This is a genomic window from uncultured Caulobacter sp. (genome assembly GCF_937900395.1).
Classification (GTDB): Bacteria; Pseudomonadota; Alphaproteobacteria; order Caulobacterales; family Caulobacteraceae; genus Caulobacter.
The window spans coordinates 1-11,900 of record NZ_CALCDX010000035.1 but is presented as its reverse complement, the minus strand read 5'-3'; the positions used below and the strand labels follow the sequence as shown (position 1 = coordinate 11,900).

The following is an 11,900-nucleotide window of genomic DNA, read 5'->3' as shown; positions in this document are numbered from 1 at the left end:
CGTTGACCGGCGGAGAGTTCAGCGTGACGACGCCAATGTCGCCTTCGACGGAAAAATCGGTGACGGCGTTGATCGCGGCCATGGCGGCTTCCACCCCTGTTTCTTGGTTTGAACGGTTGTTTGACCGCAGCGTGCATGCTCCGTCGCGGATGTCCAGACCTACGCGACGGCGCCCGTTTCAAAGGCGCCGCCTGTTGACGGCCCGAACGCCATACTCCAAATTCGAAATCAGAAGTTCGGCCGAGATTATCCGTGGGGGCGGAGGCGGCGCCGGGGGGCTGACCGGCGCCGCACCCGTCTGAAATCCAGAGAGAATGATCCGCGCTGGGGAGGACGTTCGCGGGAAGCCATGGACTTTGGATGCGCCTTGCACGCGTCCTCACACTTCGAAGTCGGTGAATTCCGCGAGCGTGGCGCGTTGCTCGCGACGCGTCGGACTTTGGTAAAGCGCAACTCGGCGCGGGAGCCCCTCCCGCGCCGTTTTCTTATCCGTGATAAAGCGCCTATCCGGCGCTTTCAGTGAAGCTCGAATAGACCAGGGTCCGCAGCTCGCGCCGGATCGGATAGGAGGTCGACGGCATCAGCTGGGTCATGAACACCACCGCCAGGTCCTCGACCGGATCGACCCAGAAGGCGGTCGAGGCCATGCCGCCCCAGAAGTATTCGCCCAGCGAGCCCAGATTCTTGGTCCGCGCCTGGTCGACGGTCATGGCGAAGCCGAGACCAAAGCCCAGCCCCTCGAACACCGCCTCGCTGAACAGCGACTTGGACAGCTGGGTCAGTTCCTGGCCGCCGGGCAGGTGGTTCATGGTCATCAGCTTGATGGTCTTGGGACTGAGCAGGCGCGCGCCGTCCAGCTCGCCGCCGTTCAGCAGCATGCGGCAGAAGCGCATATAGTCGTCGGCCGTCGAGACCAGGCCGCCGCCGCCAGACTTCAGGGACGGATCGCTCAGGTAGCGGCTCTTTTCCGGGTCGTCCTGCAGCACCACCTTGCCCGACGGCGTCAGGGCGTAGCAGGCGGTGAAGCGCGCGCGCTGGCTTTCGGGAACGAAGAAGCCAGTGTCGACCATCTTCAGCGGGTCGAAGATGCGGGTCTTCAGGAACACGTCGAACGGCTGGCCCGAAATGGTCTCGACCAGATAGCCCAGCACGTCGGTGGCGACGGAATAGTTCCAGGACTCGCCCGGCGAGAACTCCAGCGGCACGGTCCCCAGCGCATCGACGAAGGCTTGCAGGCCGCCCTCGCTGTCCACGCCGTCCAGCTTCAGCTTGCGATAAGCGGCGTCGACATTGGTGCGCTGCTGGAAGCCGTAGGTCAGCCCCGCCGTGTGCCGCAGCAGGTCGATCATACGCATCGGCTCGGTGGCCGGCTTGGTCAGGAAGGCGCCCTGCACGCCGCCGTTGAAGACGCCGAGGTTCCGCCAGGCCGGGATGAAGCGGTGCACTGGATCGTCCAGCGCCACCAGGCCGTCCTCGACCAGCATCATGAAGGCGACGCTGGTGATCGGCTTGGTCATCGAATAGATGCGGAACAGACTGTCAGCCTTCAGCGGCTTTCCGCGCTCGACATCCGCATGGCCCAGCACCGAGGTGTAGGCTAGCTGGCCGCGCCGCCAAACTTGGGTCAGGGCGCAGGGCAGTCTTCCACTGTCGATATATTTGGACTGGATAAAGCCATCGATGCGCTTCAAGCGCTCGGACGACATTCCCACGGCTTCCGGCGTACTCAAGATTTTCTCTCCCCTGCGCGTTGTCTTCTTGGCGTCGCCCGAAAAAGCGAGCGCGACGTTCCGTCGCAACCCAAACTTTACCCGGATGGGCGCATCCTAATTGAAGACGAGGGAATCAGGATGGGCAAGCACTTGGACGCGGGGGCTGCCTCAAGGATCGAAGCGGCGGCCGCCGACTGGTTCTTCCAGAACAGCCTCGACATGTTCGTCGTGCTGCACGACCGGACCATCGCCCGCGTCAATCCCGCCTGGACGCAATCGACCGGCTGGAGTCCCGAGGACTCGCTGGGCCGGCACATGCACGACTTCTTCCACCTGCACGACACGCCGATCATCGAGGATATCGGCCGCATCCTGCAGGCGCGCGGCCAGGCCACCGGCGAACACCGCCTGGCCCGCAAGGGCGGCGGCTGGCTGTGGGTGCGCTCGCAGTCCAAGGTGCTGGAGGGCGGCGATCTGCTGATCGTCTTCCAGGACCGCAGCGAAGAGCGGGCCCGCAACATCGCCCGCCAGCAGGCCGAACGCTCCAACGAGCTCCTGCGCACCGCCACCGGCGTCTATGTCTGGCGCTTCAACGCCCGCAAGGGAATCTACGTCTTCGAGCAGGACATCCCCACGCCCAGCCATCCGGAAGGCGGGGTGCGGACCATGTCGATCTCGGAGATGACCCAGTCGATCCATCCCGACGACCGCGACCGCGCCTGGGATGCTCTGTCGCGCACCCTGCGCACCGGCGAGCACATCGAGATCGACTACCGCTACCTGGATCCGCCCGTGAACCGCTGGGCCCACATCCACTCGTCCTGGCGCGGCGTGCGCGGCGCCAGCCCCGAGACCTGGGACGTGATCGGCATCAGCCAGGACGTCACCGAACTGGTCGAGGCCCGCGACGCGGCCCTGGCCGCCGCCGACGCCAAGAGCCAGTTTCTGGCCAATATGAGCCACGAGATTCGCACGCCGATGAACGGGGTGCTGGGCGTGCTGCATCTTCTGAAGAAGGAGCGCCTCTCTGCCGACGGCCGCCGCCTGCTGAACGAGGCCCTGGACTGCGGCGAGATGCTGTCCCAGCTGCTCAACGACATCATCGACGTCTCGCGCATCGAGGCCGGCAAGCTGGAGTTGGCCCCCGAACCGACCGAACCGGCCGAGCTCCTGCGGGGCGTCGCCGAGATGCTGCGCCCCCAGGCCGAGGCCAAGGGCCTTTACCTGCGGGTGGAAGCGGCTGGGGATCTCGGCTGGGTGATCACCGACCCGCTGCGGCTGCGCCAGGCCCTGTTCAACCTGCTGGGCAACGCCGTGAAATTCACGCTGGAGGGCGGGGTCGTTGCGCGCCTCTCGGGCCGGCGCGAGGGGGACAACGTACGCCTGCGCTACGAGATCGAGGACACCGGCGTCGGCATCGACCCCGAGGCCGCCGCCAAGCTGTTCGAACGCTTCCGGCAGGGCGACGGCTCGACGACCCGGCGCTTCGGCGGCTCGGGCCTGGGCCTCGTCATCTGCCGGCGCCTGGCCGAGCTGATGGGCGGCGACGTCGGCTTCGAGAGCACGCCGGGCCAGGGCTCGACCTTCTGGATCGAGATCGAGGCCGAGGCCGGCGCGGCGCCGGTCGAGGTCCATGACGACGACGACGACGCGCCGCTGTTCGCCGGCCTGCGCGTGCTGCTGGTCGAGGACAACGCCACCAACCGCCTGATCGCCGGCCGCATGCTCGAAGCGCTGGGCGCTCAGGTCAGCCTGGCCGAGGACGGCGTCCAGGGCGTGGCCATGGCCCGCGAGGGTTTCGACCTGATCCTGATGGACATCCAGATGCCCGGCATGGACGGCGTCGAGGCCACGCAGCGCATCCGCGCCCTGCCCGCCCCGATCGGGACCGCCCCGATCCTGGCCATGACCGCCAACGCCATGGCCCACCAGCAGGCCGGCTATGTCGCCGCCGGCATGGACGGCGCGATCGCCAAGCCGCTGTCGCCGGCCGCCCTGGCGCGGGCGATTATCCAGGTGCTGACCAGCGACAGGACGGGAACGCTGAAGGCGTCGTAGGGGTGATCCGAGAGGCCCTCCAAATAGACCGACCTCCCCGGCGAATGCCGGGGCCCAGTTTCATCCGGAGCGGCTGGGGATGACGCGACATGGCTCTGGACTATACTGCCGGGCATCAATGGGTTCGATCTGGATCCCGGCATTCGCCGGGAAGGTCGGGTTTTCTGGATGGATACAAGAGGTTCGGATCGACCCTAGTCGGACGCCAAACGGAATCCCTCTCTCATGGAGAGAGGGAGGGGCCCACGCCGCAGGCGTGGGAGGGTGAGTGGGTAGAAACTCTCCGGACTGGGCAGTGACGATAAGGCGGCCGAACGGCTCGGGGAACGGATCTAGCTCAGTAACCACTCACCCTCCCACCGCTTCGCGGCGGGCCCCTCCCTCTCTCTAAGAGAGAGGGCTTCCAAACGTCCGCTCTCCACCCTTAGCAGACCATCGGCATGTCTCGGCGATCAGCCCTCCCCAGCTAGCGCCCCCCCTGAAACATTCCTGACAAACCTCGACGCTAGGGGAGGCGATTGTCCCTCTACGGAAGGGATGGTCTTTCGGGCCGCGCCTCGGACGCCTAGATAGGCGAAACGTCCGATCGCGCCGGCTCCTGGCCCGCGCGTTTTTGGGGTGAGTTCGATGGACGATGGTCGGATCGGCGGGGCGGCGACAGCGCGCTACGCCCGCAAGAAGGAGACGATCCTGGCGGCGGCCACGGCGATCCTGAACCGCCAGGGCGTGCGCGGCATGACCCTGGCCGACGTCGCCGCCCAGGTGGGCCTCAACACCACCAGCGTCACCTACTACTACCGCAAGAAGGACGACCTGGCCGCCGCCTGCTTCATGCGCGGGCTGGAGCGCCTGGAGGCCATGGTCGAGGAGGCCGCCGCCCAAGGCTCGCCCGCCGACCGCATCGTCAAGTTCCTCGACCTCTATCTGGACCTGCACCGGAGCGTGCGCCTGGGCGAGGCCACGCCCCTGACCAGCTTCGCCGAGGTCAAGGCGCTGAAGGAGCCCCTGCGCGGCTCGGTGGTCGAGGCGTTCAACAACCTGTTCCGCCGCGTGCGCGGTTTCTTCGACGACCCGTCCCTGGCGCACCTGGACAAACGCCAGCGCAACGCCCGCGCCCACCTCCTGATGGAGCAGGTGTTCTGGTCGGGCCGGTGGCTGCGTCGCTACGACGTCGAGGACTATGGCCGGGTGCGCGACCGGATGGGCGACATCCTGCTGAACGGCCTGCCGGCCGCCGGCCGGGCCTGGGCGCCGCGCCCCCTGCCCGACCCGACCCCGACGTCTCCCGACGGCCTGGAGTGGCGCGAGACCTTCCTGGTCGCCGCCACCCGACTGATCAACCAGCGCGGCTATCGCGGGGCCTCGGTCGAGGAGATCTCGGCGGCGCTGAACGTGACCAAGGGCTCGTTCTACCACCACCACGACGACAAGGACGCCCTGGTCGCCGAGTGCTTCGAGCGCACCTTCACCGTCACCCGCCGCTCGCAGCTGGACGCCAGAGAACTCGGAAAAGGGACGCCGGACGCCGATTGCTGGACCCAGCTGGTTTCGACCGCCGCCGGCCTGACCAGCTACCAGCTGTCGGAACACGGGCCGCTGCTGCGCGCCTCGTCGCTGGGCGCCCTGCCCGAGCCCCTGCGCGGCGACATGGCCGACGGCTATATGCGCGGCTGGCAGCGCTTCGCCTCGATCATCTCCGACGGGATCGCCGACGGCTCGATCCGCCCGATCGACCCCAGCATCGCCGCCCACATGATCAACTCGATGCTGAACGCGGCCGCCTCGCTGCCGACCTGGGTCCCCGGCCTGGACGGCGACGAAGCCGCCGAGCTGTTCGCCCGGCCGCTGCTGACGGGGGTGTTGGGGTAGTTCCCTTCTCCCCTTGCAAAGTGTTGCGACACATTAACCATAACCTAGGTCCCGCCGCCGTCGCCTGATACCCTCAAGGCACTGATTCGCCTCGAGTCTCGCCGCATGACGACGATCAATCCGTACTCGTCGACCTACGCGCCCGGCCTGACCGCCGGCCAGACGGCGACGCAGCGCGCCAACCAGGCGACCGGCTACGGCCAGACCCGCGACCAGAGCCCGACGATCAACACCCCGGCGGTGAACGTCACCCTCTCGCCCGCCGCCCAGGCCGCGCTGCGGGCCCAGACCGACTCCCGCACGACCGAGGGCGTGGTCGCCGAGGCCAAGGCCCAGATCGCTTCGCTGCTGAAGGCGGCCAAGACCACCAGCGCGCTGAAGGACGGCGACCCGACGATCGATGTCTCGGGCCTGGACCGTCGCACGCTCTACGCCGTGGCCAGCAACCAGGGCGGCGGCTTCCCGATCGAGCAGCAGGTGGTCGCGTCCCTGGCGCTGAAGGCCCAGAGCGACCAGACGCTGGCCGCCCCCGCCGCCCAGGCGCGGCTGACCGGCGACTACGCCACCCTCTACCAGACCGCCATCGACCAGATGGACGCCGCCGGGCCGGAGGAGAAGGCCTCCGCCGCCTGGAGCCGCGACCGGGCAGCCCTGGTCGAGGCCCGCGGCCAGGCCATCGCCCGCCCGGGCCTGGCGCCCGTCGGCGTCCAGAACGACACCGTCGCGGCCTATATGCACGAGGCCGGCAGTGTGGTGGCCGGCGCCAAGACCCGCGACTTCGGCAAGGTCGCGACCGACGTCCGCGCCGCCCTCGACAAGCAGTATTCCCTGGCCGTGCATCCGGACGCGGCCAAGAGCCCCGACAGCGGCGACATCGACTTCCGCCGCTTCGACGACCGCTCGCTGGCCGCCGTGGCCCTGAACCAGGACGACCAGTTCTCGACCCACGAGGCCCGCATGGCCCAGATCGAGATCCGCTCGCGCGACAGCGCCGCGATCAAGGCCAGCTACCAATCGACCAGCAGCGACGAGGGGGGCTTTGGCAAGGCGATGATCACCCGCTACGCCGGCATGACCGCCGAGGAGCGCCAGGCCTCCGGCTGGACGCCGCAGACCTACAGCAAGATGGTCGAACTCCAGGCCTCGCGCGACAAGTTGGGCCAGATGTTCAACGCGGATGGGTCCATGGCGGGACCGCCGAGCTTGTTGGATTATCTGTAGGTAGCACGCCTCACATCACTCCACGGGACAGGGATAGAGATCGGGCCCGGCTTCGCGAGCTCTTGCGCGAAGGTGCTCACTTCCCTGCCGGTGCGCCTGTGGACGAAAGCTACTTCAAGGCGCTCCGAGCTCGCGTGCTGCAAAGCCTCAAGACGGATCGACATTCAACAGGGCTATGAAGCAAGAATCCCGCCTTCCTGGGCCTTGTGCCCAGGACCCATGCTGGCGGCGGGTATGAAATTGAGAACTAGCAAAAGCCGAGAGGCCGAGGTCGCTGGTTGAATTCAACGAAAGCGGAACAATGGGTCCTGGGCACAAGGCCCAGGAAGGCGGAAGTTGAGGGTTGATCCTCACCCTCCCACCGCTTCGCGGCGGGCCCCGCCCTCTCCCCTCGGGAGAGGGTTTTCCAACTCACCCCAGCGTCAGAAACCCGTGCGCCTTGACGAGGCTTTCGCCGGCGGCGATGCGGGCGCTGGGGTTGGGCTTGGGGTCGCCGACCTTGACCAGGGTGTTGCGGTCGATGTGCTTGAACGGCTCGTCGCGGCCGCGGACCTGCAGCATCGTCGTCGAGACGTAAGACCAGCTCCCATCGGCCTCGAACCGGACGTCCAGCTGGTAGGAGTCCGTCCGGAACGCCCACTCCAGGAAGTCGGTCGAGCCGATGCCGTAGGCGAGGTCGCCGCGCTCGGCGCGCACCGACAGGCCCGAGCCGTCGGGGCTGGCCTGGCCCTTGGCGAGCGCGACCTGGCCGCGCGGGATGGCCAGGGTCTGCATGATCAGCCCCGTCGCCGGCTCCCACAGCCAGTAGCCGATCTGGTCGTGGAAGGTCACGTCCTCGTCCGAGGCGACGATGTGGATGTGGTAGCGCAGGCCGTACAGCAGCTGCGGACCGTTGGCCTGCGGGTCGATCGGATGCAGTTCGATGCGCTCGAGGAACTCGCGGCGCTCGGGCCCCTCGGCCTTGGGGTTCACGTCGACGCCCTTGCGGCCTTCCCAGACGCCGGCCAGCCGGGTCAAAGGCCCCAGATTGGCCAGGGTGTCAGGATCAACGTCTTCCGGTTCGGAGAAAATGTCGGCTGGGAACTCGCTCATGCGTCCTTGCGTCTATCACATCCCTCCGAAGGTCAAGCTTGCGAAGGGATTGGCTGCGTCCGACGGCGTCTTCGCCTCGTATAAGTGACGCGTATAGGGGATGCTGGTGACAGGATTGGGAGCGTCGCAACAGAAGCTTCGCCGAGACGTTCGACGAGGGGTTTCGCATCTCTCGGGGGACGCTTAAGTGGGACACCATCGGTCGCCGTCTCGCGTCCGGCCGCCGCAACAATCGGAACTGATCTTCATGCGTTTCGCCAAGACCGGCGCGGCCGGGCGTTCTGGCTCCTCCTTCCGCGCGCGCGGGGCCTTGCTGGCGGCAACGGCGGTCGCGCTGAGCGGTTGCGTCACGCCCGCCCCCAAGGTCGATACGCGCCTGCCCGCCGCCTACGAGGCGCCCGCCGGCAAGGCCTTGCCGACCGCGACGCTGGACCAGTGGTGGACCAGCTTCGACGATCCGGTCTTGAACGAACTGGTCGCGACGGCCCTGGCCCAGGCGCCTGACGCGCGCCTGGCCGCCGCGCGACTGGAGGAGGCCCGCGCCACGCGCCAGGGCCAGATCCGCCAGCTCTACATTCCCTCCACGCCGCTGACCGGCTCGGCCAAGCGCACCGACACCGACATCATCGACCAGAACGGTTCGGGCGGCTTCACCCAGGGCGGGGTCAGCAAGACCTATTCGGCCAATTTCGATGTCTCGTGGGAGCTGGATCTGATCGGCCGCCGCCGCACCGCCCGCAAGGTGGTCGACAACGATCTGGCCGCCGCGCGCTTCTCGTACGAGGGCGCCCGCGCGGCCCTGGCCGCCAATGTCGCCCAGTCCTATTTCGAGGCGCGCGGCTACGCGGTGCAGCTGGAAGACGCCCGCCAGAACGCCCGCATCGCCCAGAGCCTGTACGACGTCGCCGCCGAGAAGGGCCGCCGCGGTCTTTCGGCCACTTCCGAGGGCGAGCGCACCGCCGCCGACCTCGCCCAGGCCCAGGCCCAGGTCGCCCAGCTGGAAGCGCAGCTGCAGGCCGCCCGTCGCAGCCTGCTGATCCTGGTCGGCAAGGGCGTCGATCCGCTGGCGAGCCTGCCGATCACGCCGGTGCCAGCCAAGACCCCGCCGATCCCCGCCGCCGCCCCGGCCGAGCTGCTGGCCCGCCGCCCCGACGTGCGCGAGGCCGCCGCCAGGCTGCTGTCGGCGTCGGCGACCCTGAACGTCAACGAGCTGGCGCTCTTTCCGACCCTGACCCTGACGCCGGGCGTTGGCCTGTCGAAGTCGGTCAGCCCCAGCTTCCTGCAGCCCGGCTCCACGGCCTCGACCACGAGCTCGGCCTGGACCCTGGGGGCCAACCTGTCGATCCCGGTTCTGGACATCCCCAAGCTCCTCTCGGACATCAAGGCCCAGGGCGCGCGGGTCGAGCAGGCGGCGATCACCTACGAGCAGACCGTGCAGCAGGCGTTTGGCGAGGCCGAGAACGCCATCGTCCAATATGACGCCGACCAGCGACGCGTGGCCCTGCTGGCCGCCGGCGAACGCCGCGCCGCCGTCGCCTACGAGGCCAGCCGCAAGGGCTACGCCGCCGGGCTCACCGACCTGACCACGGCCCTGCAGGCCGAGCAGTCCTGGCGCGGGGCCCGCACGGCCCTGACCGGGGCCCAGACCCAGGCGCTGCAACGCGCCGTCCAGACCTACAAGGCGCTCGGCGGCGGATGGTCGCCCGCCAGCGTTCCCCAGAAGCCTTCCGCGCAATGAGACCCGCCCCGATGACGACCCGCTCCCTGATCGCCACCGCCCTGGTCAGCGCCGCCCTCGTCGGCGTCGGGGGAGGCCTGTCCGCCTGCGGCAAGAAGGCCGAGACCGACACCGCCAAGCCCGCCGGCGCCCAGCAGGCCCGCACCGTCTCGGTCACCCGGGTCGAGACCCGCGCCCTCGGCGGCGGCTTCAAGGCCTCGGGCCAGCTGATCCCGCGCGAGGAGGCCGCCGTCGGCTCCGAGCTCTCCGGCTATCGCGTCGCCCAGGTCTTCGTCGAGGAAGGCGCCTGGGTGAAGGCGGGCCAGCCGCTGGCCCAGCTGGACAACACCCTGCTGCGCGCCCAGATCGCCCAGCAGGCGGCCGTCGCCGCCCAGGCGGAGGCCGAGGCCAAGCGCGTCACCGGCCTCGACGGCCAGGGGATCCTCAGCCAGGAGCAGATCGAGAGCCGCCGCTACGCCGCCAAGGCCCAGGCCGCCGCCCTGGAAGAGCTGCGGACCCGCGACCGCCGCATGACCATCACCGCCCCGGTCTCGGGCCGGGTGCTGGAGCGGACCGTGCGTCCCGGCGACGTGGCCGGCGGCAGCACGCCCTGGTTCCGCATCGCCCGCGACGGCCTGGTCGAGCTGAACGCCGAGGTCAACGAGGCGGATCTCGCCAATGTCCGCGTCGGCCAGCCGGCCCAGGTGACCATTCCCGGCGGGACGACGGTGTCGGGCAAGGTCCGCATCATCAGCCCGCTGATCGACGCTAACACCCGCCTTGGCCGCGTGCGCGTGCAGCTGCCGCTGAACGACGCCCTGCGCGCCGGCGGGGTCGCCACGGCGGTGTTCGGCGCGTCCGGCGCCCAGGTCGCCGCCGTGCCCGAGGCGGCCCTGCGCCTCGACGCCGAAGGGGCCTCGCTGATGGCGGTCGACGACCAGAACCGCGCCCGCCAGATCCCCGTCAAGACCGGCGCCCGGTCCGGCGGCTGGGTGCAGCTGCTGGACGGCCCGGCCGTCGGCACGCGCGTCCTGCTGGGCGGCTCGGCCTTCACCCTGGACGGCGACAAGGTGAAGCCGGTCGAAAAGGCGGCCCGCTGATGTCGTCGCAACTTCGCGTCTCCGCCTGGGCGATCAAGAACCCGATCCCGATCGCGGTGCTGTTCATCGCCCTGATGCTGGGCGGGATCGCCAGCTACTTCATGCTGCCGATCAAGCAGTTCCCGAACATCTCGTTCCCGATGGTCGTCGTCACCGTCACCCAGAGCGGCGCGGCCGCCGGCGAGATGGAGACCCAGATCACGCGTCCGATCGAGGACGCGGTGGCCAGCCTCTCGAACGTCAAGAGCATCCGTTCGACCGTGGTCCAGGGCGCCTCGACCACGCAGATCGAATTCGAGATGGGCATGGACCTGCAGAAGGCCGTCGACGACGTCCGCTCCAAGGTCGACCAGACCCGCACCGAGATGCCGCGCGAGATCGACGAGCCGATCGTCCAGCGCATCGAGCTCGACTCCCTGCCGATCAACACCTACGCGGTCTCGGCTCCGGACATGTCGATGACCGACCTGTCCTGGTTCGTCGACGACACCATCGCCCGCGCCCTGCAGGGCGAGAAGGGCGTGGCCCAGGTGGCCCGCGTCGGCGGCGTGGAGCGCGAGATCAACATCGTCGTCGACCCCGAGCGCATGGCCGCCGCGGGCGTCACCGCCCCGCAGCTGAGCAACGCCCTGGCCCAGTTCAGCCAGGACGTCCCGGGCGGCCGGGCCATCGTCGGCGACCGCGAGCAGACCGTTCGCGTGCTGGCCGCGGCCCACACGGCCGAGGACCTGCGCGCTCTGACCATCCCGGTGGCCGGCGGCCGCTATGTGAAGCTGACCGACGTCGCCCAGATCGGCGACGGCGCGGCCGAGCCCCGCTCGTTCGCCCGCCTCGACGGCCGTCCGGTCGTGGCTTTCCAGGTCAGCAAGACCAAGGAGTCCAGCGACGTCCAGGTCGAGGACCGGGTCAACGCCGCGATCAAGAAGCTGGAGGCGGCCCATCCGGGCGTGACCTTCACCAAGATCTATTCGGTCGTCGACGACACCCGCGCCAGCTTCGACGCCACGGTCCGCACCCTGGTCGAGGGCATGATCCTGGCCGCGATCGTGGTGCTGCTGTTCCTGCGCGAATGGCGAGCCACCCTGATCACCGCCATCGCCATGCCGATGTCGCTGGTGCCGACCTTCATCT

Annotated in this window: 8 protein-coding genes; 6 read left to right on the top strand and 2 right to left on the bottom strand. The window is 68.8% G+C overall.

Going from position 1 to position 11,900, the window contains the following annotated elements; genetic code table 11:
- Positions 1-503: 503 nt before the first annotated feature.
- The gene (locus Q0379_RS02845) at positions 504-1,730 is read right to left on the bottom strand and encodes a serine hydrolase domain-containing protein (protein ID WP_299004042.1); all 1,227 of its coding nucleotides are present in this window, start codon (positions 1,728-1,730) and stop codon (positions 504-506) included.
- A gap of 120 nt (positions 1,731-1,850) precedes the next feature.
- On the opposite strand from Q0379_RS02845, the gene Q0379_RS02840 reads away from it, so the two are divergent.
- From Q0379_RS02840 to Q0379_RS02830, 3 genes are all read left to right on the top strand, one after another.
- Positions 1,851-3,770 carry an ATP-binding protein gene (locus tag Q0379_RS02840; RefSeq protein ID WP_299004040.1) on the top strand — a complete coding sequence of 640 codons (1,920 nt, stop codon included), beginning with the start codon at positions 1,851-1,853 and terminating at the stop codon, positions 3,768-3,770.
- Between the two features lie 618 nt (positions 3,771-4,388).
- The gene (locus Q0379_RS02835) at positions 4,389-5,639 is read left to right on the top strand and encodes a TetR/AcrR family transcriptional regulator (protein WP_299004038.1); all 1,251 of its coding nucleotides are present in this window, start codon (positions 4,389-4,391) and stop codon (positions 5,637-5,639) included.
- A gap of 105 nt (positions 5,640-5,744) precedes the next feature.
- Entirely contained in the window at positions 5,745-6,860 is a 1,116-nt protein-coding gene (locus tag Q0379_RS02830; RefSeq protein ID WP_299004036.1) for a hypothetical protein, read from the top strand.
- Positions 6,861-7,271: 411 nt separating this feature from the next.
- Here Q0379_RS02830 and Q0379_RS02825 read toward each other — a convergent pair whose 3' ends face one another.
- Positions 7,272-7,952 (bottom strand): heme-binding beta-barrel domain-containing protein, encoded by a 681-nt coding sequence (locus Q0379_RS02825; protein ID WP_299004035.1) that lies wholly within the window; start codon positions 7,950-7,952, stop codon positions 7,272-7,274.
- Between the two features lie 247 nt (positions 7,953-8,199).
- On the opposite strand from Q0379_RS02825, the gene Q0379_RS02820 reads away from it, so the two are divergent.
- From Q0379_RS02820 to Q0379_RS02810, 3 genes are all read left to right on the top strand, one after another.
- Complete coding sequence (locus tag Q0379_RS02820) at positions 8,200-9,690, top strand: TolC family protein (RefSeq protein ID WP_299004033.1); 1,491 nt, start codon at positions 8,200-8,202, stop codon at positions 9,688-9,690.
- Positions 9,691-9,701: 11 nt separating this feature from the next.
- On the top strand, positions 9,702-10,769 hold the full coding sequence (locus tag Q0379_RS02815) for an efflux RND transporter periplasmic adaptor subunit (RefSeq protein WP_299004031.1): 1,068 nt from the start codon (positions 9,702-9,704) through the stop codon (positions 10,767-10,769).
- Positions 10,769-11,900 (top strand): efflux RND transporter permease subunit (locus tag Q0379_RS02810; RefSeq protein ID WP_299004029.1); only part of this gene is annotated, 1,132 nt, incomplete at its 3' end. The genes Q0379_RS02815 and Q0379_RS02810, both read left to right, overlap by 1 nt.

Excerpts from the sequence above, each read along its gene's own strand:
- Q0379_RS02840 (WP_299004040.1), top strand. The coding sequence starts at position 1,851 with ATGGGCAAGCACTTGGACGCGGGGGCTGCCTCAAGGATCGAAGCGGCG.
- Q0379_RS02830 (WP_299004036.1), top strand. The coding sequence starts at position 5,745 with ATGACGACGATCAATCCGTACTCGTCGACCTACGCGCCCGGCCTGACC.
- Q0379_RS02825 (WP_299004035.1), bottom strand. The coding sequence starts at position 7,952 with ATGAGCGAGTTCCCAGCCGACATTTTCTCCGAACCGGAAGACGTTGAT.
- Q0379_RS02820 (WP_299004033.1), top strand. The coding sequence starts at position 8,200 with ATGCGTTTCGCCAAGACCGGCGCGGCCGGGCGTTCTGGCTCCTCCTTC.
- Q0379_RS02815 (WP_299004031.1), top strand. The coding sequence starts at position 9,702 with ATGACGACCCGCTCCCTGATCGCCACCGCCCTGGTCAGCGCCGCCCTC.